Raw genomic sequence first — 26,119 nt, forward strand, 5'->3', positions numbered from 1 at the left:
CGGCCGGCCGCCCTTCGGCGGACCGGCCGTCACCCGTCACCCGTCACCCGTCACCCGTCACCCGACGACCCACGGCTCCACCGGCCGAACCGCGCCGTGCACCGGTTCCGGCCGTACCAGCCGAGCGGTCCACTGCGGGCGCTCGGGGCCAGGGCACGCGCCCCCTGTGTGCCGCGTGCTCCCGTTGGTGGCCCGTGCGAGGAACGGGGGCCCCGTGCGAGGCGTCCACCTGGGTGACATGCAGGGGGTGGACGCGTCATGAGTGTCATGAACAAGCTGCGGGACGCCACGGGGCGGGACTGGCTGAGGCGGACGATCCAGCTGGCTGCCGGTGGCTGGCTCGCATGGACCTTCACCACCCAGGGCCTGTCGGACGCCGATTCCCTGTCCTCGGTCCTTGCCCTGGTCATCGGCCTGCTGTCGCACGCGATCCAGAATCCCCCTCCCAAGCAGCCGCTCGCGAAGGTGCTGCCCCTGCTCCGCGCCGACGTCAAACGGTACTGGTCCGAGGAGCGCAAACGCCGCGGCCTCCACCGCAAGCCGCTCATCTCCGTCACGTTGACCGACGCGTCCCCGACCCCCGCACCACTGTTGCTGGACTACGGCCTGTGGGACGTGAAGGAGTACGCCGAAAGGGCCGCTGATCTGCTGGCCGGCGGCAAGCTCCCCAGCAAGGCCGTGATCTCCGGTGAGGCGGGCACGGGCAAGACGACGTTCGCCGTCCTGCTCACCTACGGACTGGCCAAGAGCGACGGATACGTGCCGCTGTACCTTCCGCTGGCCTCCTGGAGTCCGCGCGACGAAGCGTTCACCGCCTGGTTCGAGCGGCAGGTGCTCACCACGTTCCCGCGGCTGCGCGAGGTCGAGGCGACACCCGAGCCACTCCTGCGGGACCTCCTGAACAGCGACAAGGTCCTCCTCATCCTCGACGGCCTCGACGAACTGCGTGACGGTCAGGCCCAGGAATCCGCGCTCCACCAGATCAACGCCTGTATCGACGATGACATGCCCCTCCTGCTGCTGACGCGTGCCTGCCCCGCGCTGCCCTTGCTGCACGACGCCGTGCCGCTCAGGCTGAAGCTCCTGGACAGCCCTGACGTCGCTCACTACCTGGACATGATGACGGCCGTCATCATCAGCGACCCCCAGGTGCCCCTCCACGAGCGGGTCGCGTGGCTGACCATCCACAGCCACCTCACCAGCGGCACGTGCGCACCCCTGACCCACCTGCTGAGCCGACCGCTGTACCTGGACCTCCTCATACGGACGGGACTGCGCAATCCGTCGTTGGCGGTCCAGTTCCTCAATGCCGTGAGCCACGGCGTGGAAGCGGCCAAGAAGGTGCTGTACGCGTCATTCGTCGACGACGTCCTCGATGCTCGCTCCCTCAGCGACCGCCGGGCCCGGCTGGCGCGATGTCTCGCGGTACGGATGGCCACGGAGATGTCGAAGCCTCCTGTGGCACGGACGATGGCGTGGTGGCGCCTGTACGCGAGGGTGCCGCCGGCCGCCTTCGGCGTGGCGATGGCGCCGCTGACCGCGCCCGCCTACCAGTTGTGCCTGCTGATGCCCGCGGGCCTGACGCGGGGTTTCGCCCTGGGCACGGTCACCGGCGTCGTCCTGGGCGTGTGCCGGGGCGTGGACACCCGCGCCCCCGCCGGCGTCGCGGCCGCGGTCGCCGGCAGCGCCGCGGCCGTCATGACCGTCGGTGCGTTCTGGGTCGGCTGGGACGTCGCCGCCGTCGACACCGTCGAGATCGCGCCGGTCGTGGGCTTCGTGTTCTGGGGCCGCCGGATCCTCGTCTCGGGCACCTGGCACGACTGGCGCACCTGGCGTGACATCGCCCTGGCCACTGCTGCCGCCGCGAGCGCGAGCGCGCTGATGACGTGCGGGACGGCCGCTGTCCTGGCGCCGCGCGCCGATCCGCCGCGTTCCCTCCTGGGAGTGTTCATGGCCGTGTGCATGGGCCTGGTCGTGGCGACCGTGTCCGCGCGCCTGTTGACCAGCCCGGCGGCGGAGCTCCATCCCGCCACGGCCAGCTTCCAGCCGCGAGGGAATCCGCTGCCGCATCTGGTTGCCGCCACGACTGCCGCTGCCGCCGTGGGCGTGGCCGGCGGATTCGTCGGGGGCGTGTCCCGCGGCGCGATCCACGGCCTGCACGTGGGGCTCTTCTTCGGCGCGGTGGCCGGTCCGGGGATCGGTCTCGCCGGCGGGCTCATCCGGTGGCTGAACCAGCCCGGTCCCCAGCCCACGGCGACTGCCCAGCGGCTGTACCGCCGTGACCGCTGGCTCGCCGTACTGAGCGTGGTCGGTGTCGCGGCCGGCGCCACCGCCGGGCTGGCTGTTCTGGATCTCCTCGCGCCCGAGTTCTTGCAGTCGCTGAGCGACGGGTCCTTCACGGCCGGCCCGCTGGACGGCATCCTCTTCGGGGCGACCATCGGAATCATCGTCGCTTCCTTCAACACCGCTTGGCCCAGCTACGCGGTGTGCATGGCCTGGTTCACCGTCCGGCACCGGGTGCCGTGGTCACTGCTCCGCTATCTAGACGTGCTGCACACCTGCGGGATCCTGCGCCAGGAGGGTCCTCTGTACAGCTTCCGGGACGAAGGCCTGCAGCTGCATCTGGCCGAGTGACACGATCACGGGTCTGCCCGACGCCGGTGGCGCCATGATGGGTCTGCCCGACGCCCGGTCCTGACTGCGGGCTCTGATCGGGCTGCGTCCATGGGAGCTCCCAGCCCGGGAGTCCCTCACACTCACTTGCCGGTATGCGACTGGGCCAGCTGATCCTTGACCCAGGGGTCGAAAACCGCCAACCGGTGGGCGGCCGAGGGGTAGAAGGCCGCCAGCTGATCGGCGATCCACGGATCCGTGGGCTGTCGGGCACTGCCGTGGTGGTCCATGCCGACCGCCGCGCTGGGAGCCCCGTGATGTCCGCCGGCCCCAGGAGTGGCTGCGATCGCGGAGCTGCCGCCGGTCAGTACGACGCCTCCGGCGATCGCGGCACACACGCTCGCGCTCGCGACCCATCGCGTCAACTTCATGCTCATCTCCTCCTTGCTCGGCCCGCCCCGCGCGATCACGGTGCGAGACAGGCCGTACAGCGTTCCGGAAGTATCCATTCCGGTTGGGGCGCCTACCCTCACGCATGCCTCATACACTCCTGTCGCCGACGTGAGCGGCGCCGGCACGGTGCCGAGCCGGCACGGATCACCGGGCGGACGGCGTGCCCGACAACCTTCGCGTGCATGACCGGCAGATACCGGGGTAGGCGCGCGGTCGTCAGCCCGAGGCACGCTGGCAGCGTGCAGTGATAGGGGAGGGAAGCATCATGGCGACAGTGGCTGCGGCGAAGACGGAGACCAACGTAGCTGGTCCACCGGAGGTCGCTGACCCCTCTCAGGTGGCGCCGAAGGACGCCCGACAGCTGACACGTCTGTTCTTCGACCAGCTGGCGGTGCTGGAAGAGGGCACACCTGAGTACCAGTACGCGCGCAATACGCTGATCGAGATGAACATGTCCCTGGTGCGTTACGCGGCCGGCAGGTTCCGCAGCCGGGGTCCTGAGGAGATGGAGGACATCGTCCAGGTCGGCATGATCGGCCTGATCAAGGCCATCGACCGGTTCGAACTGTCCCGGGAGGTGGAGTTCACCTCCTTCGCCATCCCCTACATCGTCGGTGAGATCAAGCGTTTCTTCCGGGACACCACCTGGGCCGTCCACGTACCGCGCCGTCTGCAGGAAGCCCGTGTCCAGCTGGCCCGCGCCACCGAAGAACTCCGCAGCCGCCTGGGCCGCACGCCCACGGTGAAGGAGCTGTCGGAGCTGATGAGCCTGTCCGAGGACGAGGTGATCGAAGCCCGCGTGGCCGCCAACGGCTACAACTCCTCCTCCCTGGACGCCGCGATCAACGCCAGCGAGGACGGCGAAACCGCCTTGCAGGACTTCATCGGCGTCGAGGACGGCGCCCTGGAGCTGGTGGAGGACTTCCACTCCCTGGCCCCGCTGATCGCGGAACTCGATGAGAGGGACCGGCAGATCATCCACATGCGGTTCGTGGAGGAACTCACCCAGGCTCAGATCGGCGAACGCCTCGGCGTGTCCCAGATGCACGTCTCCCGTCTCCTCACGCGCTGCCTGACACGGCTGCGCGAAGGCCTGCTCACCACAGGCTGAGAGAGGGGTTGCCGTCCGGCGAAGCCCGCCGCGCCTCGCGGCGGGCTTCGCCGGGTCAGGGCACGGACGAGTCGACCCGGGCCTGGACCGACGACCTCGTCCCACGGGGCGTGCGTACTGACCTGCCCCCCGTGCAAGGCCATGCCTGCGGGAGCGGCCACAGAAGTCCTCCGCAGTCGAATGGCACCGTGGGTCCGGACTTCGAGCAGAGGGAAGGTCGGGTAGTAACTGGCCCACGCGACACCGTCGTCAACGTTGAAGGCGCGTAGACGGTGTCGATGTATTCAACGCCCTTCGGAGGCGAGTACGCCCATTGGGGAATGCGGAACGAGGGGAACCGCACATGGCGCGCGACGCGCATATTCCCTTCTCTCCGCCGAAGTAACTCATTTTTTGTGTGCTTATAAGGCTGAAGTAAGGGCACCTGGTGTCCAGGAGGTTGATAACAATGGTTCCCCTGCTTCTGGTTCTTCTGCTGGCCCTGATTCTCTTCGGCGCCGGCTTCGCCCTGAAGGCACTGTGGTGGATCGCGGTGATCGTGCTCATCGTGTGGCTGCTGGGCTTCGTCGTCCGTTCCGCGGATGGGACAGGCCGCAAGGGCCGCTGGTACCGCTGGTAGACGAAGGCACCCAGCGCGAGGAGCGCGTCGCACACGCAGGATAGATGGGGCCCGGCCGGACACGGCCGGGCCCCACTCGTGTGGAAGGGCTCGTGTGGAAAGCGTCGTGTGGGAAGGTGCCCTCCTGAAACAGCTGGGAGGGATCGGGCTTATCGGACGCCTCGCAGGGTACGTGAGTCATGCACCGGTCCCGCAGACCCAGCAGTGGAACCCTGCTCCTCCTGTCTGCGGGGCCGGTGCGTACTCCTACGCCCGACGCGGCGAACTCACTTGCCGGCAGCCGCAGTCCGACTCCCCAACGGCGGGCGACTCGGTCATGAAACGCCGCCCGCCCCCTCGTGGTTCTGGCCGCGGAGATACGCCTGCCGGAAGGTCGTCGACTTCTACTTCTGCTCATACGCGAGGACTTGACCACGCATCGTAGGCATGGCTCCGCCGTGACGGGCAACCAGAAGGGAACCGAAGGAGAGAAAAGCCAACCGTGACAGTTAGGGAGATGCCGATGTCGTCCCACAGCAGAATAGGCGCGCCCCATACGAGCCGGACGAGCGGACTGGCGATAGCGGGACTGGTCTGCGGCATTGTGGGAATTTTCTTCCTGCCGATCATCCTGGGGCCGTTGGCCGTCGTGTTCGGCGCGGTGGCGCTGCGTCAGAACGGTTCCGCGATGGCCAAGTGGGCCATCGGCCTCGGAGTGGTCGACATCGTTCTCATGATCGTGATGTTCGTCATCGCCGCCAACAACGGCGGCAGCCTCACCTGGCACGTCGGCTGACCCGAACCGGCCCGGCCCACTGGCGGCGCCTGCACGCCGAAGCGGGGCCATCCAGCGGTCTGCGCCGCCCACCGGCTTCGCTGCCGGGGGCGGCGCAGGCATGTGTGTGACGGCTGCGGGGCCGAACGTGTACGGGAGCAGACCGCTCGCCCCGGAAGCAACCTCGCGGGACACGTCCCTCTTCAGGCGTCGTTCTCCGGCTGCTGTGGCGGCCACTCAAGGGCGGGATCGTCGGGGAACAGGGGCCGCAGAGCGCCGAGAAGGGCGCCGATACAGATGTTCCGGAGCTGGGTGCGGGTGCAGGTCTCGTGGGCGAGCCAGTCGACGCAGAGGACCTGGACGAAGACCAGCCAGCTTTTCAGTACGGCGGACACCGCCTCGCGGGCGGCGTCGTCCGTGAGGGGGAGTACGGCCAGCAGTCGCGTGCGCAGCGCGTCCAGTTCGTTCGTCATGATCGACTGGATGACCGGGTCGCCCGCGAGGACCCGGTTCGCGGTCAGGACGGCGTTGCGGTTGGCCACGAAGTAGTCGAGGTGGACGTCCATGCCCTGAACGAGCTGCTCGATCAGGGAGTGGGTCGGGTCGAGCCGCGTCTCGGCGAGCAGCCGGTCCGCCGCCTGTTGGTAGACGGCCGCGAAGAGGGCGTGCTTGCTGGGGAAGTGCCGGTAGAGCAGGGCGCGGGAGATCCCGGCCTCTTGGGCGACCTCCTCCATCAGCACGTCGGCGTACGGGCGTGCGGCGAAGAGCCGCGCGCCGACTGCGAGCAGCTGGGCGCGGCGATCGGCGGGGTCGAGTCGCTGACGGCGAGGCACGACCGCAGATTACTTGACATGTGTCTACTGGCGTACCCAGTCTAGTAGACGCATGTCAACTAAAGCTGTGTCGAGATGACTTCGGGGGGATCATGGCAAGGGCTCTGCGGGCGCTCGCGCAATTGACGGGGTGGGCCTGCGTGGTGATCGGCGTGTTCCATGTGGCACTCGGCAACGCGGCGATCCCGGGCGCGGGTTCCGCCGGCACGACGGTCGACAGCTGGGGCCGGTTCATGGGAGCCGGCTTCGCCGGCTACGGGCTGGCCTGGCTGTGGGCCGCTCGGCAGCGACCTGTCCCGGCCCGGCCGGTGCGGTGGCTGGCCGGCGTCTTCCTGCTGGGTGGGGCCGGCCGACTGCTCTCCCTCGCTGTGCACGGCTGGCCGCAGTGGTTCCAGACCGTGCTTGCGGTGATCGAGTTCGGTCTGCCGCTCGTGTTCTTCTGGCTGGCCGGTGCAGACGAGCGAGCCGAGCATGCCAGCACGCGGACGGTGTCCGTCGGGCGATGAGTGCGTCCCCGACCGAAAGAGCCGTCGTCCGGCAGCGGCGCCTGGTCGCTGGGTCACCGTCGGAGCGGCCCGGCGTGGTGCCCGCACCGAGCGTCGACAGCGAGGCAGGTCACCGGCATCGCCTGTCCGTGCGGCGGTGTGGGCCTCGTCGGCAGGCACCTGGAAGCGCGACCGCTGGTGCGGGCGGGCGCGCGGCAGCGTGGTGCGATGTCCCCGGCGTCCTCGCTGGCGTTGCCGGAGGCGACGGCAAGCTCCCGGTCGGCGAGTTCTGCGGCGCGGCCGCCGCCCGGCTGCCGGGCGGCGGGTGCGGCAACCGGCTTCTTCACGTCCTGCGCGTAGGCGGTGTGCTCCACCGGCTTCGGGTCCTCACCGCGTCAGGGACTCGTGCAGCGCCCTGCTCTCTCCTGCTGCATCCGAAGTCGGCCCAGGACCATCGGCAGTTGACGTCCGGATGCGAGGCCGAGACCCGGGCGTTATAGTCGTGTATGGATCATCCGCACGCCCGGTATGCGTTGCCGGAAGCCGGTGGATGCGTGAGTGCGCCAAGTCACTCATATTCTCCGAAGGGGCACGCCTGCGAGGCAAGAGTACCCCTAGAGATCTCGAACCGATCCAAGAGGTTCTCCCCATGTCTGACAGCAACGCGGAACTTACACCTGCGGATTTGACGGCTTTCGATCTCCTTCTGAGTGTGATGCAGGACGAGAACGAGTCGTCCATCAACCTGCGGGACTTTGCTCTTGGCGGCACCATCGACAGATACAGGGCGGCCCGAGACGCCATTCGCAGGATACGTGCACTCAGGGATTGCGCCCGGCAGATTCGCGATGTGCCTCGCGAGGAAGAACTGGACATCGACAGCCTGACGCTGGGTCAACTCAACATCGAACTGTCGCTTGACGAGTTGCTCGAGATGAGGCGGCGTGTCCAGCCTGGTCAATGATCGGGCTGCGTACCGAAGCAGGGCATGAAGCAGGGCATAACGCCAAGGGGAAGGCATGAGATTCCTCCTGCTGTCTGGGGTCGGTGTATGGCTCTCCGTGTGGTTTGCTGTTTCGGTTGCCGCGCAATTCTCTGATCGGGCCGGAGACCTTTTTCCGCGGAGCAAGCGGCTCGGTCTCATCCCTCTGTGGACCTTCTTCGCCCCCCATCCCGGCGTGCATGACCTGCACCTGCTCTATCGGGACCGGCTGCGATCCGGGGAAGTTCGAGAGCCGTCTTACGTTCCCACCATCGACAGCAGGCGGCTGCGTCATTCGTTGTGGAACCCGGAGAAGTTCCGGAACAAGGTCCTGTCCGACCTCGCCGATTCCCTGGTTGAGCAGTACTCACATCTTGTCAAAGAGGGGCGAGACGTGCGTGTCATCATGCTCTCGACCTCATACCTCGTCATGGCCAATCTCGCGATGAAAATGCCGCGGCCTGCCGAAGTGGTCGCACGTCAATTCATTCTGGCGCGCGACAAGACATTCGAAACGAGTCCGGCGCGGGAAGTTGTCTTCCTCAGTGAGTTCCACCGCTTTGACGAGGGTGGGCGTTAGGTGTCCATTTCTCTTGAGGTAGCCTCGCTTGCCTGCAGTCGAATCGCTGGGGTGTGGGTTGTCATAAGCTCCACGGAAAGGCTGGCGGCACTCAGGGAAGTCAGGCCGGGTGGCATCTATGACCCGCGGGTCAACATCACGGCCGGCAGGCCCTTGGTGGCCCCGGCCCGTATGCTGCTCAAGAAGACGGACACCCTGCATCGCGTGTTGCTGGTCATGCGCCTGATGGCTGGCTTGGCTCTCCTGTTGAGCCCGGCCGTCATCCTGCTGGCCGGTGCCTGGCCCGTCGTAGCCCTCGCAACTCTGCTCGCTGGACGGCTCGTCGTGTACGGGGGAGATGACGGCTCCGATCAAATGCTCACCATCATGAGCCTGACGTTCGCCGTCGCGCTTCCGCTGGGCCTTGTCGATGAGAGAATCGCCAGAGCCGGTGTGTATTTCATCGGTGCACAGGCGTGCCTTGCCTACAGCGCGGCGGGGATCGCCAAGCTGCTCAGTCCCGACTGGCGGAGCGGAGTTGCGATCAGGGGTATCCTTTCGACGCGTACGTATGGTCTGAAACGTGTGGCCGTGACGGTACAGAGGTATCCGGCGCTGGCACTGACCCTGGCTGTGGCCACGGTAGCCTTCGAAAGCACGTTTCTCCTCGCGCCGGTTCTACCGTCGGTGGCGCTGCTCGTCCTGCTTGCCGTGGCGGCGATGTTTCATGTGTCCACCGCTGTTGCCATGGGCCTCAACGGGTTCTTTTGGTCCTTCGTGGCCACGTATCCGGCCGTCATCTTCCTCAATGAATCCGTGGGAGCTCTCCTCTGATCGAGGCGGGATGCGCTCCGGCGCTCTTGTGTACAGCCCGCCCGCTGGCTCCTCCGCCTCGTTGCGCAGGCCGCGTCGAGCTGACCTCCGCGCCGGAGGAAGCCCGGTCAGGTCTCGATGCCGCGTGGGTGGCCACCGAGACCTGACCAGAGCCCTGACCCGACGCTGCTCGCTCACACAGGTGAGTCGGCATCCTGATCGACGAGGGTCGCGGTGGACGCCAGGGCGCAGGCGGTGTCGGCGAAGTACTGTTCGTCGGCACCCGGAGCGAGGCCGAGGAGCACGCCCTGTGTGAGACCGACGAACAGGGCCCTGAGTGCGGTGACCAGACGTTGCGCCTGATGTGGCGTCACGGCCGTCCCGTGGTGCGGTCTGCCGGTGAACAGCGCGATCAGGTTGCTCTCCTGTGTCCGGACGGACGCGGCGAGTTGGGAACCGAGTTCGGGGTCGTGCAGGGCCATGTCCAGCAGGGTGATCTGCAACGACAGGGCAGAGGTCGCGGTTGGGTCGTCACAGCTGCGCCGGTAGTACCGGGCGAAGGCTTCCACCGCTTCCAGGAGATCCATCTCCGGGGGGATCGCCTGCTCGATCTCTTCGTAGTGCGGCCGCAGGTAGTCGGTGACCAGGGCGGCCACCAGGCCGCCCTTGCTGCCGAACAGTGAGTAGACAGCGCCGGTCGTCAGGCCGGCCTTCTCGGCGATCTCGTCGAGTCGGGCGCGGTACCCGTCCCGTGAGACGACGTGGAAGGCGGCGTCCAGCAGGGCGCGGCGGTTGCGTTCCTTGGTTTCCGCTCTCGTCATTCTCATAACTCCATTATTGTAGTAACGAAGTTACGGGAGTAGGACAGGCATCGGGGAGGAACGCTCATGACGCAGGCCCAGGCTGTGACATCGTCAGCGACGCGTCGCTCGGCGGGGATCATCGCCGACGGTGTCTTCAAGGTGCTGCTCGGTGCCGCCTACCTGATCGGCGCTTCCCGGCTCGGCGATCTGCTGGGCGTGTCCCCCTGGTTGATGGTCGTCTCGGGCGCCGCCCTGCTGGTCGGCGGCGGGATCGAGACCGTGTGTGTGCGCAGCCGCCCGATCCGCACCTACATGCGGCTCATGGTCGCCTACGACACTGGCTGGGTGCTGACGGCGCTCGTCGGCCTGTTGACGGCATGGCGGCACGGCGGCGCCGGGGGCGAAGTGTGGATCGGGTACCAGGCAGCCGCTCCCCTGGTGTTCGCCGCGCTGCTGTTGGTCGCCGCCCCTGCCGACCCCGTGCCGTCGGCTTCGGGCACCCGCGCGGAGGGCCCCGCACACTGACAGCGAACCTCTCAGGACCGAACCGCTGCGGGAGCGGTCATGGTGTCGGCGGCTTCCCGGTGGTGGTGGCCGTCGACGCGTCGGAGTCGGAAGCAGCTGCTTGGAGGACAGTGGTCAGATAGCGGTGGACGACGTCCAGTTCGGCCGGGGCGAAGTCCCCGGCCACTTCGACCAGGTCGGTGATCAGAGGGCCGAAGAAGGACTGGCCCAGCTCCATGGCTTTCTGTTCCACCGTCAGAACGACCCGGCGTCGGTCCATTTCATCGCGCCTGCGGCGGACGAGCCCCTGGCGTTCCAGCCGGTCGAGCAGGGCGGTGGTGCCGGCCGAGTTGAGCCGTAGTGCCGCACCGAGTCGGCTCGGGGTGGCGTCGGTGCCCGCCCGGTCGGCGTCGAGCAGGTGGATGAGAGCCCGCAGATCGGTCGTGTGCAGGCCGTTCCGCGCAGCGAACTCCGCGCCGCGCAGATCGAATTCCACGGTCACCGCACGCAGGAGGTGGACCAGCCGCATCGGGAGGTCGATGTCATCACTCACCCGGCTAGTATCTCGCCGAGCGAGATACTTGGTCAACGAGACGACTCCCCGGGGGTTCACCGTGTCCTCATCACAGGACTTCTTCGCCGCCTACGACGCACTCCTCGCCCGCTGGCCCACCTGTACCACCGAGATCGACGTTCCCACCCCGTACGGCACCACCCGCGTCCACGCCTACGGCCCCGCTGACGCCACCCCGGTCCTCCTCCTGCACGGCGGCGGCTCCACCGGCGCGGTCTGGTTCGCCAACGCCCCGGCACTCGGCACGCAGCACCGGGTGCTGGCCGTCGACATCCTCGGCGATGCCGGGCGCAGCGTCCTCGGTGGCCGCCCGCTGCGCACCACCACCGACCTGATGGCCTGGCTGGACGCAGTGCTCGACGGCCTCGACGTGTCCCGCACGCACCTGCTGGGCCACTCCTACGGCGGGTGGATCGCCCTCACCTACGCCCTGCACGCCCCACGGCGGGTCGATCGGCTGGTCCTGCTCGACCCGACCCAGTGCTTCGCCCACTACCGCCCGGGTTTCCTGCTGCGCTCCCTGCCGATCCTGATGCGCCCGACGGAAGCCCGGGCGCGGGCCTTCCTGGACCGCGAAACCGCGGGGACCGACACCGACCTGGGCTGGAAGCGGCTCTATGCCCTGGCGGTCTCGGACTTCCCGAACCGGAAGCTGGTCATCGGCCGCCGTCCGGACCCCGCGGCGCTGAGCGTCCCGCTCCTGGTCCTTCTCGCCGGCCGCAGTGGCGTCCACGACGCCGCGAACGTCGCAGCCCGCGCCCGCAAGGCCGTACCGGCCGCCCGCATACAGACACTCCCCGAGCTGACGCACTTCGCCCTGCCCACCGCCGAGCCCGAGCGGACGAACCGCTGGATCACCGACTTCCTGGCGGACGACCAGGAGAAGTAGGCCGCGCCGGGCCCGATTCGAAGGGAGCGCAAGCGGAGCGGATGGCGCGGAGGCCGTTCAGCGGCGCGGTCCCGGAGGCCGGGCGGTTCTCTCGACCAGGAACCGCGTCGCGTCGGACAGTGTCGTCAGTTCCGGGTAGTCGACCTCGTCGATGCGGACTCCCGTGCGCTCGGACAGCAGCTCGACCAGGCTGAGGAAGTCGAGCGAATCCAGTTCGAGCACGTCGCGGAACTTGTCGTCCGGTTCCAGCCGGGTGAAGTCGGCGTCCGGGACGATCCGGGTGATGGAGTCCTTGATCACCGATACGGCGTCCGAGGCGTTCAGGGGTTTCATCCGACTCACAGCTCCTCCGGGGTCTGCAGCAGTCGGTCGACCGCTGTCAGGTAACGCGCTCCCACGGCGCCGTCCGTGGCCCGGTGGTCTGCCGCCAGGGTCGCGGTCACCACCGGCCGCACGCCGAGCATGCCGTGCACCGCCCAGGGCCGCTCGACGACCGCTCCGAAACCGACCAGGGCCACCTGGGGCGGGTGGATGACGCCGAACACGGCCTCCACGCCCTGGTCGCCCAGGCTGGTCACGGTGAGGGTGGCCCCGGTCGTCTCGCTTCCGCGCAGCCGTCCTCGCCGGGCCCGCTGGACCAGGTCCTTGAGGCGGGCCATGAGCACGTCGGGCGGCAGCGTGTCGGCGTGGTGGATCACCGGCGCGAGCAGTCCCCCCTGCCGCAGCGACACCGCGACACCCAGATTCACCTCGCCGGCGGCGGCGAAACCGTCGTTCCGCCAGTAGCCGTTGAGGGCCGGCACCTCGCGCGCCGCCACAGCGGCGGCTTTCAGCAGCAGGGCCGCGGACACCAGACGGTCCGCGGGCGGACGGTCCCGGTTGCACCGGCGGAGCCAGTCCTCGGCCGCGGCGAGGTCGATGGTGGCGTACAGGTAGTAATGCGGGATCTCCCGGCTGGCACGGCTCATGAGATCGGCGATGGCACGCCTCATGGAGTCCGTGCGCCTCTCGGCGCGGCTGTCGGCGGGTGCGGCCGTGTCCGGGCGCCGCCCGCTGTCGCGCCGCCGGTCCGGGCGTTCGGGTTCCCTCGGCCCGGTGCCCGCGAGGACGGCCGCGTTCACGTCCGCCGCCCGTACGGCTCCGTCGTCCCCCGTGCCCCGTACCGTCGTCAGGTCGACATCCAGGTCGTGGGCCAGGCGCCGCGCGTACGGAGTGGCCCGCACCCGGCGCCCAGGGGGTGGTTGAGCGCGTTCCACGTCGGCCCGGGTGATGCGGCCGCCGGCTCCGGTGCCGTGCACCGCGGCCAGGTCGACGCCGTGCAGCAGGGCCAGGTGCCGCACGAGCGGTCCGGCGCCGACGACCGGGGCGGCGGATTCGGCAGCCGGCTCCGGTGGCCGGCGGGTTTCGCCGCGTACCGGCTCCGCGGCGGGTCCGGATGCGCGGGCCGCCTTCCGCCGGGGTGTCGGGCGTTCGTGCCCTCCGGATGCCTCGCGCCCGGCCCCCGCGGGCCCGGGCGTCCCGCGCGGGGAAGTTCCCGCGACCGGTCCGGCAGCCGTCGGCGGGGCAGCCTCCGCCCCCGCCGTCACCGGTTCCTCGGCGGCACCCGCCCGTCCACCGGGCACCGCCTCCTCGTCGATCACCGCGAGCGGTGCCCCCACCGGTACCCGGGTGCCCGGCGGGACCAGCAGCCGTCCCACGGTCCCGGACTGGAAGCACTCGACCTCGATGGCCGCTTTGTCCGTCTCCACGACCGCCACGACGTCGCCCTTGCGTACCCGGTCGCCGGACTTCACGAGCCACTCCTGGAGCACTCCCTCGTCCATGTCCGCACCGAGGGAGGGCATGGTGAACGCGGTCATCTCAGCCCGCCCCCCCGACGCCCCGGTCGACCGGCTGCGGTTCCGCGGGGCCGGCCGTGGCCGGCAGGGGCTCGCCGACGGCACGGCGTGCGGCCGTGACGATGGTGGCGGCCTGCGGCAGCGCGGCCTCCTCCAGCCTGCGCGCGTACGGCACGGGCACTTCAGCGCTGCACACCCGCTCGACGGGGGCGTCGAGGTCGTAGAAGTGCTGTTCGGCGAGGCGCGCCGAGATCTCGGCGGCGAGGCTGCCGGTGCGCCAGCCCTCGTCGACGACGACGGCACGGTGTGTCCGTGCGACCGACTCGCCGATGGTGGCGTCGTCCAGCGGCCGCAGAGTGCGCAGATCGATGACCTCCGCGCTGATGCCGGCGCGCGCGAGGTCGTCGGCGGCGGCCAGTGCCTTGGGAAGTGAACCGCCGTACGTGATCACGGAGACGTCCGTGCCGGGCCGGCGGACGGCCGCGCGCTCGATGCCGACCGGACCCGCGTCGGCGGGCAGGTCGCCGGAGACGTTGTAGAGGCTGCCGTGCTCGAAGACCAGCACGGGGTCGGGGTCGGCGAGCGCGGGGGCCAGCATGTACCGGGCGTCGGTGAGGGTCGCCGGGGCCAGGACACGGAGGCCTGGAATGTGCGCGTACCAGCCTTCCAGGCTGTGGGAGTGCTGGGCCGCGAGCTGCCGTCCCGCGCCGGTGGTCATCCGGATGACGATCGGCACGGGCAGCTGGCCGCCCGACATGTGCAGCAGGGTCGCCGCGTTGTTGAGGATCTGGTCGAGGGCCAGCAGGCTGAAGTTGACCGTCATGATCTCGACGACGGGCCGCATGCCCGCCAGGGCGGCACCGATGCCGGCGCCGACGAATCCGGACTCGGACAGCGGGGCGTCGCGGATCCGTTCCGGCCCGAACTCCTCCAACAGGCCGAGGCTGACGCCGAAGCAGCCGCCGTACCTGCCCACGTCCTCACCCATCAGGAACACCCGCTCGTCACCGCGCAGCGCCTCGCGCAGGGCCTCGCGCATCGCCTCCCGGTAGGTCGTCTTGCACCCCGAGGGCACGGAAGAGGCGGTGGGCGCGGAGGGAGAGGTGGGCGCGGAGGGAGAGGTGGGCGTGGCGGGCGCGATGGGCGTGGCGGGCGCGGTGCTACGGGTGTGGGTCGCGGTCATGGCCGGTTCACCTCCACCGGGCTGGTGACGTACGTCAGCAGATCCTCGACGGGCTCCTCCGGAGCCTGCTCGGCCGCGTCCACGGCCGCGTCGATCTCGGCGGCCAGACGGTCCTCCAGGGCGGCGCGGGCCTCGTCGGTCAGCTCGCTCGCCTCCCGCAGCAGGCGGGCGAGGCCTTCGACGGGGTCGCGTTCCTTCCAGTGGTCGATCTCGGCCTTGTCGCGGTAGCGGTCGGAGTCGTACATGGAGTGGGCACGGAAACGATAGGTACGCATCTCCAGGAAGTGGGGTCCGGTTCCGGCCCGCACCCCCTCGGTCGCCCGCCGGGCGGCGTCCTCGACGGCGAAGACGTCCATGCCGTCGACGGCCCAGGACACCATGCCGTACCCCGCCGCGCGCAGGGCGAGATCGGTCTCCGCCTGGTGCCGTGCCAGGGCCGTGCCCATCGCGTACAGGTTGTTCTCGCAGACCAGCAGCAGGGGCAGTCGCCAGAGCGCGGCGAGGTTGGCCGTTTCGTGGAACTCGCCTTCAGCGAAGGCGCCGTCGCCGAAGAAACAGCAGGTGACACGGTTCCGGCCGGTCATACGGTCGGCGAGCGCGAGGCCGGCCGCCAGCGGGAGTCCGCCGCCGACGATCGCGTTGCCGCCGTAGAAGCGGCGGCCCGCGTCGAAGAGGTGCATCGAGCCGCCACGGCCCCGGCTGCAACCGGTGACCCTGCCGAACATCTCGGCCATGATCGCCTCTGCCGGCACCCCGCGGGCGAGGGCGTGCCCGTGTTCGCGGTACGTCGACACCACCGCGTCCTCGTCCGTGAGCGCCTCGTTGACGCCGACGGCCACGGCCTCCTCGCCGATGTAGAGGTGCATGAAGCCTCGGATGCGCGCGGCGCTGTACAGCTCCACGCAGCGCTCCTCGAACCGGCGGACCCGCAGCATCGACTCCAGCAGGGCCAGGCGGTGCGCGGCCCGGGGGTCCGGCGCGGCGGCGGGCCGCGGGGCGCGGCGGGTACGGGTGGTGCTCATGCGGGCTGCTCCGTCCTCGCTGTGGCGGCGGCCTCCGGTGGGGAAGCTTCCAGGGAGGAGTCCTCCAGGGTGGAGATGTCGCCCTCGGGCAGGCCGAGTTCCCGGGCCCGCAGCAGACGGCGCATGACCTTGCCGCTGCGGGTGTGCGGCAGGTGCTGGTCGAAGGCGATCTCGCGGGGCGCGACGGCCGGGCCCAGCCGGCGCCGGGCGAAGGCGAGCAGGTCCTGCCGCAGGGTGGTGGTCGCGTCGAAGCCCGGCCGCAGCGCGACGAACGCTTTGACGACGTTCCCGGCCACGGGGTCGGGACGGCCGATGACACCGGACTCGGCGACCGCCGGATGCTCCATCAGGGCGCTCTCCACCTCGAACGGTCCGATGAGGTGGCCTGCCGATTTGATGACGTCGTCGGCGCGCCCGACGAACCAGTACCAGCCGTCGGCGTCGCGTCGTACCAGGTCGCCGGTGAGGTACCAGCCGTCCGCGAAGGCCGCCGCGGAGCGCGGCTCGTCGTGCAGGTAACCGCGGAACATGGACGGCCAGCCGGGCCGGAGCGCCAGCTCACCTTCCACGCCGGGCTCCTCCAGTACGGTGACGTGCCCGCCGGTGACCTCGGCCCGGCCGTCCTCACCGCGCCGCAGCACCGCCGCCTCCACGCCGGGCAGCGGGCGTCCCATCGAGCCGGGGCGGATGTCGCAGGCGGCGAAATTGGCGATCATGATGGCGCCGGTCTCGGTCTGCCACCAGTTGTCGTGTACCGGCAGTCCGAGCACGTCCCGCCCCCACACCACCGCCTCCGGGTTGAGGGGCTCGCCGACCGAGGCGATGAACCGCAGCGCACTCAGGTCGAAGGAGCGGGGCAGATCGTACGGCCCCGTCCTCGGCGTCGTCCGCATCAGCATGCGCAGGGCCGTCGGAGCCGTGTACCAGACGTTCACCCGCTGCTCGGCGAGGATCCGGTACCAGCGGCGGGCATCGTAGTCGCCCTCGTCCACCACGACCGTCACGCCGTGCATGAGCGGAGCGACGATCCCGTAGGACATGCCGGTCACCCAGCCCGGATCCGCGGTGCACCAGAAGACGTCGTCCTGGTGGAGGTCGAGGGCGTACAGGGCCGTCATGTAGTGGGCGACGGCCGCCTCGTGCACGTGCACCGCGCCCTTGGGGATACCCGTCGTACCGCTCGTGAAGTGCAGCAGGGCCATGTCGTGCGGTGAGGTCGGGGGGATCGTGAACGTGTCGGCGGCGCCGGCCATCAGCGCGTCCAGGGGCAGGGTGCCGGGCAGGGCGTCGGCCCCCTCACCGACGATCAGCACGTGGCGCAGGGCGGCGAGGTCGCTGCGGCGCCCCGCGACCTTCCTCCGGTACAGGTCCGCCGTGGTGACCAGGACCTGCGCGTCGCTCAGCGTCATCCGCTGGAAGACCGGATCCGGCCCGAAGGCGGGGAACAGCGGGCACAGCACGCTGGTGTTCTTGAGGGTGCCGAGGACCACGGTGTACAGCTCGGGGCAGCGTCCCAGCAGGGTCACCACCCGGTCGCCGTGGCCGATCCCGAGGGCGCGCAGCACGTTGGCGAACCGGGCCGTCGAGCGGGCCAGATCGCCGTAGGTCACGGAGGTGACGGAGTCGTCCCGCCCCACGCAGCGCAGCGCGACCGCCGCCGCGCGCTCCGATGCCGCGTGCCGGTCCACGGCCTCGTGGGCGATGTTCAGTCCGCGCCCGCCGGGCAGCCCCTCCAGCCTGCCGCGTGCCGCCTGCCACGAGAAGTCCGAGCACTCCTTGTCGTAGTCGCTCAGGTTGGGGGCGGGGCTCGGCGGGATGTCCTTCCGGATGGTCTCCCAGCGCATGGCGGCCCCTCCTTCCTTCGGCCCTGCTTCGACTGTCCACCCGAACTGATCCACCCGCACTGGGTCGAACGGCCCCCGTCCGTGGCCGGACGGCTCCGGCCCACGGCTGAGGTTCGTCGCCACGAAGAGCCGTACGGAACCGGACGGGTGGGAAGCCGCGGTGTTCTTCGGTGGTGGTGACGTCGGACATGGTGATCGGACATGGTCACCGGACGTGGTGATCACCGCCGGGTGTCGTGGTTCCCCGGGTTCCGGTGTGAGGGCGCCCCAGCGGGAGGGAAGCGTCCTCAGGTCCCGGGACGCGGGCTCTTCGGTCCGAGCGGTACGGCCCCGCACCCCGGCCGGGCGTCACGGGCCGCCGTGGGTGGCGGCCCAGCGGCGCCGTACCGCCTCCTGGCGTTCGGCTTCCTCCACGGCGAGTTCCACCGCGGCCAGTTCGTCCCGCAGACGAGGGATCCAGTGCCGGCGCAGGGCGCGGACCCGCTGTCGCGTCCGTTCGGCCTCGGCGGCCAGAAGTCCGGCGGCTGCCCGGTGGGCGGCGAGGTCCGCGGCGGCGCGGGCCGCTGCACGGTAGGCCGTCTCGGCGTGTGCGAGGGCGGTGTTGGACGGCGTGGGTTCCGCCGGGGAACGGACGGGGTCCGACCAGTCCACCGACACGGGGTGGCGCACGCCCATCAGCGCGGCCCACCGGACGTCGACGCGCGCCCGGTCCGCGGGTGCCGCCTCGGCCAGCGCCCGTTCGCCGCCGAGCAGGACTCCGCGCACCAGCCAGGTCTCCGCCTCCGCCAGCGTCCGCCGCCACACCCGGTCCGCGTCCTCGGCCGCCTGCCGCGCCGTGTGTTCCCGGCCCACCAGCAGCCGGAGTTTGCGCTCCAGGAGATCAGCTCCCCGCACCGCCGTGGCGAGACTGCGGCGCAGCGGCAGACGCCCGGCCCGCCCGGTCGTGGCCCGGCGCCCCCGGGGGCTCATCGTGCCGTCTCCCGCGGCGAGGCGTGGGCGTCGAGCAGGTCGGCCGGGAGCATGCCCAACTGGCTGCGCTGCAGGGTCAGCAGCACCTCCCAGGCACGGTCCAGGGAGTCGCCCAGCGAGCGGTCCTCGGTGGTGCCCTGTTCGAGGAATCGGTGCCGGAAGACGTCCTCCAGGTCCAGGTGGCGCAGATCGGTCGGGCTGAGCGCCGACCGGCCGATCAGGTCGGCCAGCTCCCGCACCTGCCGGGACCGGGCCAGCGCGGCGATCAACTGCGCGGCGACGGCAGGGTGGTCCGCGCGGGTCCGCCCCGCCCCGGTGCCCTTGCGCATCAGACGCGACAGCGAGGCCAGCGGATCCACGGGCGGGTACGTGCCCGCCGCCTGCACGTCGCCGGACAGCACGATCTGCCCTTCGGTGATGTAACCGGTGAGATCGGGGACGGGGTGGGTGATGTCACCCGCGGGCATGGTGAGCACCGGCAGGACGGTCACCGATCCCGGCCGGCCCCTGATGCGACCGCAGCGCTCGTAGAGGGAGGCCAGATCGCTGTAGAGGTAACCGGGGTAGGCGCGGCGGGCCGGTATCTCACCGCGCGCGGCGGACACCTCGCGCAGCGCCTCCGAGTAGGCCGTCATGTCGGTCATGACCACCAGGACGTGACGGCCCACGGCGAACGCCAGGTGCTCGGCGACGGTCAGGGCGAGTCGCGGGGTGAGCAGCCGTTCGATCACCGGGTCGTCGGCCGTGTTGAGGAACAGGACCAGTTCCCGCGCGGCCGAGCGCGCCGCCAGCCCGTCACGGACGAACGCCGCGTCGGTGTGGGTGAGCCCCATGCCGGCGAACACGACGGCGAACGGCTCACCCGCGCACGTCGCCTGCGCCGCGATCTGCACGGCCAGTTCCAGGTGCGGCAGGCCGGCCGCCGAGAACACCGGCAGCTTCTGGCCCCGCACCAGCGTGGTGAGCACGTCCACCGCGGTCACGCCGGTGAGGACCGCCTCGTTCGGCGGTTCCCGGCGCACCGGGTTGATCGGCGCGCCACCGACGTCCGCGTACGACCCGCCCAGCACCGGAGGCCCGCCGTCGGCCGGTTCGCCCCTGCCGTCGCACACCCGGCCCAGCCACCCGGTACCGACCGGGATCCGCAGAGGTGTGCCCGAGAAGACCACGCGGGTGCCGCTGCGGTTCATGCCGGACGTGCCCTGAAGGACCTGCACCACGGCCACGTCGCGGTCCACTTCGAGTACCAGGCCGTGTCGTCGTCCCCCCGAGTCGAGGGCGATCGTGGCGAACTCGTCCCAGCCGACCCCGCTCACCCCCTCGACGAACAGCAGCGGGCCGCGCAGGTCCCGAACCCCCGTGTACTCGATGCCCGCGCCACCGGTCATGCCGCCTCCGCCAGCCGGGCGAGCACGGTGTCCCGGGCCGCGACCACCGGTGCGGTCTCCGCAGGACCCGCCGTCTCGCGCGCCCGCAGCAGCGGGGTGAAGTCGACCGCCTCGACGGCCTCCGCCTCGACGCCCGAGTCGACCAGCTCCAGACAGCGGTCGACGACCGTCACCACGGCTTCCACGAGGGCCGCCGTCTTCTCGGGGGCACTGTAGGCGTCCGCCGGGGACAACGCGCTCTGCTGGATCACGGCCTCGCGCAGCAGCCGCCCGGCGAGCACACTGATCCGTTCCCGGGGAGGCAGCGCCGTGATCCCGACCAGTTCCACGAGGTCGGCCAGCCGGTCCGCCTCCGCCAGTTGCCGTGCCACCCGGCCGCGCCGCTCGGCCCACTCGGGCTCACCGGCCCGCGCGTACGCCGCGGCCAGCGCGGGGGCGTCCCGGGAGAAGGACTCCGACCAGGACACGGCCGGATAGTGCCGGGCGTAGGCGAGATCGCGGTCCAGGCTCCACAGGCAGCGTACGAACCGCTCGGTGTGGGCGGTGACGGGCTCGGTGCGGTCACCGCCCGGCGGGGACACGGCACCGATCACCGTCACGGAGCCGCTCGCGCCACCGAGAGTGCGCACGGCGGCGCCCCGCTCGTAGAACGCGGCGAGCCGGGAGGCCAGCCCGGCCGGATAGCCCTCCTCGGCGGGGAGTTCGCCCATGCGCGAGGCGAACTCGCGCAGCGCCTCGGCCCAGCGGGAAGTCGAGTCGGCGATCAGGACGACGTCCAGGCCCATGTCGCGGAAGTACTCCGCGACCGTCGCACCCGTGTGCACACTGGCCTCGCGGGCCATCATCGGCATGTTCGAGGTGTTCGCGATCGTCACCGTCCGCTCCGCCAGACGGCCACCGCTGCGCGGATCGGTCAGCTCCGCCAACTCCTCGATGACGTCCGCCATCTCGTTGCCGCGCTCGCCGCAGCCGACGTAGACGATCACATCGGCGTCACACCACTTGGCGATCTGCTGGAGCAGCATCGTCTTCCCGGTGCCGAAGCCGCCGGGAACGGCGACCGTGCTGCCGCGAGCCACCGGGAACAGCAGGTCGACGGCCCGCTGGCCGGTCGTCAGGGGCACGTCGCCCGGGAGCCGCCGCGCGACGGGGCGCGGCCTGCGCACCGGCCAGAGCTGCGCCATCCGCACCGCCTCACCGCCCACCACGGCGAGTACGGCATCCGCGCGGTACTCGCCCGCCGCCGCGACGCCGGTCGCCCTGCCCGACCTTCCCGGAGGCACCAGGAGCCGCAGCGGCACCCTCGCGCCGATCTCGCCCAGGACGTCTCCGGCCGCGACCTCCGTGCCCTCAGCCGCTCGCGGTGTGAACACCCAGGTACGCCGGTCCACGTCACCGGCCGACGGTTCGACTGCCGTGAGGAGGTCGCCGGCCCTGTGCAGAGGCCGCAGCAGGCCGTCGAAGACACCGCCGAGCAGGTCGGGTGCCAGCCGTACCGACAGCGGGTGACCCTGGAGTTCCGCGGGATGGCCCGGGGCCAGGGCGCCGGTGTACTCGTACGCCTGGACGGTGGCCGCGTCGCCGTGGATGGCGACCACCTCGCCCGGCAGCCGGGCGGCGCCCAGCACGACCAGGTCGTGCATGGCGGCCGTGGACGGGCAGGTGATCTCCACGAGGGGGCCGGCGACCCGAAGGACCCGCGGCCGGTCCGCGCCGTCCCCCGGGCCGCCGTACCCGGGCCGGGGGAGGGTGCTTTCGTGCGGTGCGGGGTTGTCGTGCGCGGCCGGGGGGAGGGTGTCTTCGTCCGGTGCGGGGTTGTCGTGCCGGGCCTGGGCGAGCGTGCTTTCGTCCGGTGCGGGGTTGTCGTGCGCGGCCGGGGCGAGGGTGTCTTCGTCCGGTGCGGGGTTGCCCGGTGTCGTCATTCCGGCCTCCACAGCGACTCGGCGCGGACACCCAGGCGGTCGAGGGCGCGGTCGGCGAGGGCGTCCGCCGACAGGTCGACCCGGCGGCCGGGCACCCCGGCCGTCACCCCGCCGTCCGCGAGGGGCGTGACCGCCGCTCCCGGACCCAGCAGATCCCGTGCCACCCCGGCGAGACGCACCCGTGCCGAGGTGTCCTCTTCGAGCGCCCGCCGCACACCCGCGCGGATCGCCGCCCTGAGGGCCGCGTACACCTCGGCACGAGCTGCGAGTTCCACCGCCCAGGCGTCCTGGAGCGCTCGCACGCGTACCCGGGCCGCTCCGGCCGCGCCGTCGGACCCGCCGAGATCCCGGGCCCGCGCCAGCACCTCCTCCGCCGCGGCGCGGGCCGATCGCAGGGTGTCGTCCGCATCGGCCCGCGCGCGCTCCCGCATGGCGTCGGCCGAGGCCCGTGCCGCGCGCAACAACGCGGCACGAACGGGATCCAGCCCGTCGGAACCGGCGATCACCCGGGCATCACCACCGTGAGCGGGCGGGACGGGCCGGGGCTCGTCACCGCGTCCCCCAGCGCCTCGGCCGCCCCCGCGGTGAGGATGACCAGCGCCACGCGGTCGGGCAGCGCCCGCCAGGCACGGCGGACATCCTCCGGTTCCTCCGCGACGAGGACCTCGACCCCCGCCAGAGCGAGACCGGACACGTCGGTCCGGCTGCCGATGGCCGCCACCGTACCCACCGTCACGCCTTTCCGATCAGCAGGATCGCGACCACCAGCCCGTACACCGCTATGCCCTCCGCCAGACCGACGATCACCATCGCCCGGCCGAACATCTCGGGGCGCTCGCTCAGCGCGGCCAGGGCCGCGGCGCCCGTGTAGGCGACGGCGATCGCCGCTCCGATCGACGCGCCGGCCACGGCGACGGCCGCCCCGATCAACGCCGACCCGTTGACTCCTCCGGATGCCGCGGCCTGCGTCGAGGCCTGCGCGGGGCCCGTCAACGCCGTGGCGAGGACGAGCAGGGCACCACCCAGCAGGGCGAGGTTCGTGACCAGCAGCCAGCGAACGGCGTGTCTGGTCCGGTGCCGCCGCAGCAACCGGAGGGCGCCGAGCGCCGCGATCAGGACGGGCAGGACGATCAGCCAGGTGAGCATGGGATCACCTTCGGAGCGGGATCGGCGGGTACCGCCAGGGGAACCCGCCAGGGACGGAACGGGCGGCCCTCCGCCTCGAAGAGCCGGGAGAAGAGTTCGTAGTACTCCAGCCGCAAGGCCTGTACACCGGCCACGAGGGCCTCCAGACCGAGGGAGACGGACGTTCCCGCGATGAACAGCAGGGCGGCGCCCGCGATCCCGGCGGTGCCGTGCCCGGCCAGACCGGTGGTTCCGCGCCACACCAGACCGGCCAGGGCGGCATGGGTCAGCCCGAAGGCGGCCAGCCGGGCGAACGACAGCGTGTTGGTGCCGGTCCGCACCACGACGTCGAACAGCCGCACCACCGTCTCGGCGAGCCCCGCCCCGCCGCCCGCCGTGGCCCGGTACAGGCCGGAGGCGACCAGCGTCAGCCCGGCCACGGCGACAGCGGCTCCCGCGACGGCCGGAGCCTGCCGGTGCAGGAGCAGGCCCGCCGCGGCCAGCGCGAGGCCCAGGTAGAAGAGCAGCCCCGCACAGCCGGACGCCGCGTACAGCCCCGCCCCCCAGCCGCCCTCACGCACCCGGTTCACCGCCCCCGCGGCGTGCGCGAGCGCCAGCAGACCGGCACCGGCCACCACGGCGGCGGCCAGCAGGCGGGCAGGGCTCTCCAGGGGACTGAGCCACAGCACCGGCAGCACCCCGGTCGGCCCGAAGAACTCCCCGTAGGCGGCGCCCGCGACCATGGAGGCGACGCCCGAGCCCGCCACGAAGGGCGACAGCCGGCCGAGTCCGGCCGGCCGGCGCGGCCTTCCCAGGCGCAACGCGACCGCGCCGAGGACCAGCAGCGCCCCGTGCCCCACATCACCGAACATGACCCCGAACATCGCCATGTAGGCGAGGCCGGCGGGCCACGAGGGGTCGAGATCCGCGTAGGCCGGTGTGCCGTACGTCGTCACCAGCGGGGTGAAGGACGCGGAACGGCCCCGCCGCAGCAGCGTCGGCGGATCGGTTCCGCGAGGGGCCGGCAGCGGCAGCAGGGCACCTCCCGCAGCGGCCAGACGCCCGGCGAGGCGGGGTACCTCCGCGGCCGGGCACCAGCCGGCCAACGCGGCCACCTCCCCTTGCCGTACCGCGCCTTCCGCCCGCTCCTCCAATTGGGCCTCACCCGCCAGGAACGCGACGCTCCCACGCCGTTCGAGCGCGTCCAGGTCGGGCGCGGCGGTGGCCAGGACCGCGCACGCGGCGTCCTCGGGTCCGGCTGCCGCTGCCGCACCACCGCCCCGCAACCGCCGCAGCCGCACGGCCGCCGCCCCCGGAGCGGCATCCTCGGCGAGGTCCAGTTCCACGCAGCCCTCCTCGGCGATCCGCACCAGCGCGTCCCGGAGGGCCGAATGCGGCACCACCACCGCCACACGGCGCATCCGGACCGGCGTCACCGCCTCAGACCAGGGCATCGAACTCCTCCCCGGGCCGTCCGCCGCGCGCCGCCGACCCGAGCGCCGCCCGCACCCGCCACGCGTCCACGGACAGCACCGCCACCGCGCCGACGACCACGCGGGGCCCGTATCCGGCCTCACGCAGCAGTGCCGCGCCGTCCGTCTGTACCGTGCGCCACCAGCGGGCCTCGGCCCGCCAGAGGTCACCCGGCTCCTCCACACCCTCGAGGGCCCAACGTGCCGCTGCGGGCAGCAGGTCGCGGAACTCGTGATAGCCGGCGGCCGCGGGTGCTCGTGCGCCGAGCAGCCGTGCCGCGTCGCGCAGCACGGGTGCCGTCAGGGAGCGATGGTGTACGAACAGTTCGCGCGCCGCCAACAGGACGGCGCGTCCCTGGGCCCAGCGACGCGCGGGCGGTACGGCGTCGGCGGTGCGGCGCGCGGCGGCCATCCGCATGCCGGTGACCAGGGCCCACGGCGTGTCACCGCCCGGGTCGCCCCACGGCGAGGCCGCGAGCGCCGCCCGCGTCTGAGCGGGTGTCCCGGCGCGTTCCAGACTGCGCCAGGCGGTCTCCAGCGAGCCGAGCCGGTAGGGCTCCGACACCTCCGCGCGGCGATTCTCCGGTACCGGGAACCGGGAGACCACGTTGGCGATCTCGAAACCGGCGGCGAGCGGAACCAGCAGGCGGACGCCGCCCGGGGGCAGCCAGCCGGCCAGCACCCTCAGATGCCACAGCAGGGTGCCGGACACGGCGCGCTGGGCCCGGCGCAGGTCGGTCGCCGTCCGCGTGTACCGGGAGTACGGCGTGGCCGCCAGAAGGCGCAGCGCGTCGCCGAGCGTCGGACCACGCGCGACGTCACGTGCCCCCTCGGCGCCCGGACACCGGCCGACCAGGGCTTTCGCGCGCACCGACCCGGCGACCCACCCGGCACTCATGGTCCTTGTGGTCCTTGCCGCTCTCCGGCCGTCAGGCCCAGGGCGTCGGCCACCGCCCCATCCACCAGCTGGGGCGTCCGTTCCGCGGCCCGCTCGCGGATCGCGGCGGCCGCGCGGTCCGAGGCGGCGCGGAGAGCGTCGGCCTCCTGCCTCGCCTCCCGGAGGAGGGGGGCCGCGGCCTGTCGGCGGACCTCGGGTGCTCGCCTCCGCGCCGCCTCGACGAGCAGTGCCGCCTCGCGCGCGGCGTCCTGCCGGAGAGCGTCGGCCGCCTCCTCCCCGGCGGCCCGGATGCGTGCCGCCTCCCGCTGAGCCTCCGCCAGCCGGGCGAGAGCCGGCTCCAGCTCCGCGGTGCGTTCGGCCGTACGGTCGGCGGGGACGCCGGCGGCGGACGCTCCCGGCGTCCCCGCCGGACGGAACCGTTCCAGGAAGTCCCGCAAGCTCATCGGCGGCCTCCTGCCGATCGGCT

At 71.5% G+C, this 26,119-nt stretch carries 29 protein-coding genes; 10 read left to right on the top strand and 19 right to left on the bottom strand.

Annotation, left to right across the window (positions count from 1 at the left end; translation table 11 throughout):
* Positions 1 to 258: 258 nt before the first annotated feature.
* On the top strand, positions 259 to 2,634 hold the full coding sequence (locus tag IEZ20_RS08210) for an NACHT domain-containing protein (protein ID WP_189295908.1): 2,376 nt from the start codon (positions 259 to 261) through the stop codon (positions 2,632 to 2,634).
* 122 nt (positions 2,635 to 2,756) lie between these two features.
* On the opposite strand, the gene IEZ20_RS08215 is transcribed toward IEZ20_RS08210, so the two are convergent.
* On the bottom strand, positions 2,757 to 3,044 hold the full coding sequence (locus IEZ20_RS08215; protein ID WP_189296281.1) for a hypothetical protein: 288 nt from the start codon (positions 3,042 to 3,044) through the stop codon (positions 2,757 to 2,759).
* A gap of 287 nt (positions 3,045 to 3,331) precedes the next feature.
* On the opposite strand from IEZ20_RS08215, the gene IEZ20_RS08220 reads away from it, so the two are divergent.
* The 3 genes from IEZ20_RS08220 to IEZ20_RS08230 all read left to right on the top strand — a co-directional run bounded on the left by IEZ20_RS08220 (position 3,332) and on the right by IEZ20_RS08230 (position 5,571).
* Positions 3,332 to 4,177, top strand: a complete 846-nt coding sequence (locus tag IEZ20_RS08220; RefSeq protein ID WP_189295909.1) for an RNA polymerase sigma factor SigF — start codon at positions 3,332 to 3,334, stop codon at positions 4,175 to 4,177.
* Between the two features lie 448 nt (positions 4,178 to 4,625).
* Positions 4,626 to 4,796, top strand: a complete 171-nt coding sequence (locus IEZ20_RS08225) for a hypothetical protein (protein ID WP_030338097.1) — start codon at positions 4,626 to 4,628, stop codon at positions 4,794 to 4,796.
* Between the two features lie 502 nt (positions 4,797 to 5,298).
* Complete coding sequence (locus IEZ20_RS08230) at positions 5,299 to 5,571, top strand: DUF4190 domain-containing protein (RefSeq protein ID WP_189295910.1); 273 nt, start codon at positions 5,299 to 5,301, stop codon at positions 5,569 to 5,571.
* A gap of 182 nt (positions 5,572 to 5,753) precedes the next feature.
* Here IEZ20_RS08230 and IEZ20_RS08235 read toward each other — a convergent pair whose 3' ends face one another.
* Complete coding sequence (locus IEZ20_RS08235) at positions 5,754 to 6,383, bottom strand: TetR/AcrR family transcriptional regulator (RefSeq protein WP_189295911.1); 630 nt, start codon at positions 6,381 to 6,383, stop codon at positions 5,754 to 5,756.
* Between the two features lie 92 nt (positions 6,384 to 6,475).
* Here IEZ20_RS08235 and IEZ20_RS08240 point away from each other — a divergent pair, with 92 nt between their 5' ends.
* Positions 6,476 to 6,889 carry a DUF4345 domain-containing protein gene (locus IEZ20_RS08240; RefSeq protein ID WP_189295912.1) on the top strand — a complete coding sequence of 138 codons (414 nt, stop codon included), beginning with the start codon at positions 6,476 to 6,478 and terminating at the stop codon, positions 6,887 to 6,889.
* A 53-nt stretch (positions 6,890 to 6,942) separates the two neighbouring features.
* On the opposite strand, the gene IEZ20_RS08245 is transcribed toward IEZ20_RS08240, so the two are convergent.
* Positions 6,943 to 7,242 carry a hypothetical protein gene (locus IEZ20_RS08245; RefSeq protein ID WP_189295913.1) on the bottom strand — a complete coding sequence of 100 codons (300 nt, stop codon included), beginning with the start codon at positions 7,240 to 7,242 and terminating at the stop codon, positions 6,943 to 6,945.
* A gap of 275 nt (positions 7,243 to 7,517) precedes the next feature.
* Here IEZ20_RS08245 and IEZ20_RS08250 point away from each other — a divergent pair, with 275 nt between their 5' ends.
* Genes IEZ20_RS08250 through IEZ20_RS08260 form a run of 3 tightly spaced genes read left to right on the top strand, consistent with a single transcriptional unit; the run spans position 7,518 to position 9,243 of the window.
* A complete protein-coding gene (locus tag IEZ20_RS08250) occupies positions 7,518 to 7,832 on the top strand; it encodes a hypothetical protein (RefSeq protein ID WP_189295915.1) in 315 nt (104 codons plus the stop codon).
* A 55-nt stretch (positions 7,833 to 7,887) separates the two neighbouring features.
* Entirely contained in the window at positions 7,888 to 8,430 is a 543-nt protein-coding gene (locus tag IEZ20_RS08255; protein WP_189295917.1) for a hypothetical protein, read from the top strand.
* A complete protein-coding gene (locus tag IEZ20_RS08260; RefSeq protein WP_189295919.1) occupies positions 8,431 to 9,243 on the top strand; it encodes an HTTM domain-containing protein in 813 nt (270 codons plus the stop codon).
* Positions 9,244 to 9,416: 173 nt separating this feature from the next.
* On the opposite strand, the gene IEZ20_RS08265 is transcribed toward IEZ20_RS08260, so the two are convergent.
* Positions 9,417 to 10,043, bottom strand: coding sequence for a TetR/AcrR family transcriptional regulator (locus tag IEZ20_RS08265; RefSeq protein ID WP_189295921.1), 627 nt, complete (start codon positions 10,041 to 10,043; stop codon positions 9,417 to 9,419).
* A gap of 66 nt (positions 10,044 to 10,109) precedes the next feature.
* On the opposite strand from IEZ20_RS08265, the gene IEZ20_RS08270 reads away from it, so the two are divergent.
* Complete coding sequence (locus IEZ20_RS08270; protein WP_189295923.1) at positions 10,110 to 10,550, top strand: hypothetical protein; 441 nt, start codon at positions 10,110 to 10,112, stop codon at positions 10,548 to 10,550.
* Positions 10,551 to 10,587: 37 nt separating this feature from the next.
* Here the strand turns inward: IEZ20_RS08270 and IEZ20_RS08275 are convergent, their stop codons facing one another.
* Positions 10,588 to 11,082, bottom strand: a complete 495-nt coding sequence (locus IEZ20_RS08275; protein WP_229895951.1) for a MarR family winged helix-turn-helix transcriptional regulator — start codon at positions 11,080 to 11,082, stop codon at positions 10,588 to 10,590.
* Between the two features lie 61 nt (positions 11,083 to 11,143).
* Here IEZ20_RS08275 and IEZ20_RS08280 point away from each other — a divergent pair, with 61 nt between their 5' ends.
* Positions 11,144 to 11,992 (top strand): alpha/beta fold hydrolase, encoded by an 849-nt coding sequence (locus tag IEZ20_RS08280; protein WP_229895952.1) that lies wholly within the window; start codon positions 11,144 to 11,146, stop codon positions 11,990 to 11,992.
* A 57-nt stretch (positions 11,993 to 12,049) separates the two neighbouring features.
* Here IEZ20_RS08280 and IEZ20_RS08285 read toward each other — a convergent pair whose 3' ends face one another.
* The 14 genes from IEZ20_RS08285 to IEZ20_RS08350 all read right to left on the bottom strand — a co-directional run bounded on the left by IEZ20_RS08285 (position 12,050) and on the right by IEZ20_RS08350 (position 26,096).
* Positions 12,050 to 12,325: an acyl carrier protein gene (locus IEZ20_RS08285; protein WP_189295927.1), complete on the bottom strand. Its 276-nt coding sequence runs from the start codon at positions 12,323 to 12,325 to the stop codon at positions 12,050 to 12,052.
* 5 nt (positions 12,326 to 12,330) lie between these two features.
* Positions 12,331 to 13,851, bottom strand: coding sequence for a dihydrolipoamide acetyltransferase family protein (locus tag IEZ20_RS08290; protein WP_189295929.1), 1,521 nt, complete (start codon positions 13,849 to 13,851; stop codon positions 12,331 to 12,333).
* A 1-nt stretch (position 13,852) separates the two neighbouring features.
* Positions 13,853 to 15,013: an alpha-ketoacid dehydrogenase subunit beta gene (locus tag IEZ20_RS08295; protein ID WP_268253035.1), complete on the bottom strand. Its 1,161-nt coding sequence runs from the start codon at positions 15,011 to 15,013 to the stop codon at positions 13,853 to 13,855.
* Positions 15,010 to 16,035, bottom strand: a complete 1,026-nt coding sequence (pdhA, locus tag IEZ20_RS08300; RefSeq protein ID WP_229895953.1) for a pyruvate dehydrogenase (acetyl-transferring) E1 component subunit alpha — start codon at positions 16,033 to 16,035, stop codon at positions 15,010 to 15,012. The genes IEZ20_RS08295 and pdhA overlap by 4 nt, the downstream gene beginning before the upstream one ends.
* On the bottom strand, positions 16,032 to 17,879 hold the full coding sequence (gene acsA, locus IEZ20_RS08305; protein WP_189295930.1) for an acetate--CoA ligase: 1,848 nt from the start codon (positions 17,877 to 17,879) through the stop codon (positions 16,032 to 16,034). The genes pdhA and acsA overlap by 4 nt, the downstream gene beginning before the upstream one ends.
* 348 nt (positions 17,880 to 18,227) lie before the next feature.
* Positions 18,228 to 18,848 carry a V-type ATP synthase subunit D gene (locus tag IEZ20_RS08310; protein ID WP_229895954.1) on the bottom strand — a complete coding sequence of 207 codons (621 nt, stop codon included), beginning with the start codon at positions 18,846 to 18,848 and terminating at the stop codon, positions 18,228 to 18,230.
* The gene (locus tag IEZ20_RS08315) at positions 18,845 to 20,236 is read right to left on the bottom strand and encodes a V-type ATP synthase subunit B (protein WP_189295932.1); all 1,392 of its coding nucleotides are present in this window, start codon (positions 20,234 to 20,236) and stop codon (positions 18,845 to 18,847) included. The genes IEZ20_RS08310 and IEZ20_RS08315 overlap by 4 nt, the downstream gene beginning before the upstream one ends.
* Positions 20,233 to 22,158: a V-type ATP synthase subunit A gene (locus tag IEZ20_RS08320; RefSeq protein WP_229895955.1), complete on the bottom strand. Its 1,926-nt coding sequence runs from the start codon at positions 22,156 to 22,158 to the stop codon at positions 20,233 to 20,235. The genes IEZ20_RS08315 and IEZ20_RS08320 overlap by 4 nt, the downstream gene beginning before the upstream one ends.
* Positions 22,155 to 22,664 carry a hypothetical protein gene (locus IEZ20_RS08325; RefSeq protein WP_189296283.1) on the bottom strand — a complete coding sequence of 170 codons (510 nt, stop codon included), beginning with the start codon at positions 22,662 to 22,664 and terminating at the stop codon, positions 22,155 to 22,157. Before IEZ20_RS08325 ends, IEZ20_RS08320 begins: the two co-directional genes overlap by 4 nt.
* Positions 22,661 to 22,894, bottom strand: a complete 234-nt coding sequence (locus IEZ20_RS08330) for a V-type ATP synthase subunit F (RefSeq protein ID WP_189295934.1) — start codon at positions 22,892 to 22,894, stop codon at positions 22,661 to 22,663. Before IEZ20_RS08330 ends, IEZ20_RS08325 begins: the two co-directional genes overlap by 4 nt.
* Positions 22,891 to 23,304: an ATP synthase subunit C gene (locus IEZ20_RS08335; protein WP_189295935.1), complete on the bottom strand. Its 414-nt coding sequence runs from the start codon at positions 23,302 to 23,304 to the stop codon at positions 22,891 to 22,893. The genes IEZ20_RS08330 and IEZ20_RS08335 overlap by 4 nt, the downstream gene beginning before the upstream one ends.
* Positions 23,289 to 24,737 carry a V-type ATPase 116kDa subunit family protein gene (locus IEZ20_RS08340; protein ID WP_229895956.1) on the bottom strand — a complete coding sequence of 483 codons (1,449 nt, stop codon included), beginning with the start codon at positions 24,735 to 24,737 and terminating at the stop codon, positions 23,289 to 23,291. The genes IEZ20_RS08335 and IEZ20_RS08340 overlap by 16 nt, the downstream gene beginning before the upstream one ends.
* Positions 24,724 to 25,653: a serine/threonine-protein kinase gene (locus IEZ20_RS08345; RefSeq protein ID WP_189295937.1), complete on the bottom strand. Its 930-nt coding sequence runs from the start codon at positions 25,651 to 25,653 to the stop codon at positions 24,724 to 24,726. Before IEZ20_RS08345 ends, IEZ20_RS08340 begins: the two co-directional genes overlap by 14 nt.
* The gene (locus IEZ20_RS08350) at positions 25,650 to 26,096 is read right to left on the bottom strand and encodes a hypothetical protein (RefSeq protein ID WP_229895957.1); all 447 of its coding nucleotides are present in this window, start codon (positions 26,094 to 26,096) and stop codon (positions 25,650 to 25,652) included. The genes IEZ20_RS08345 and IEZ20_RS08350 overlap by 4 nt, the downstream gene beginning before the upstream one ends.
* Positions 26,097 to 26,119: the final 23 nt, after the last annotated feature.

Source organism: Streptomyces cinerochromogenes, from assembly GCF_014648635.1.
Taxonomy (GTDB): Bacteria; Actinomycetota; Actinomycetes; order Streptomycetales; family Streptomycetaceae; genus Streptomyces; species Streptomyces cinerochromogenes.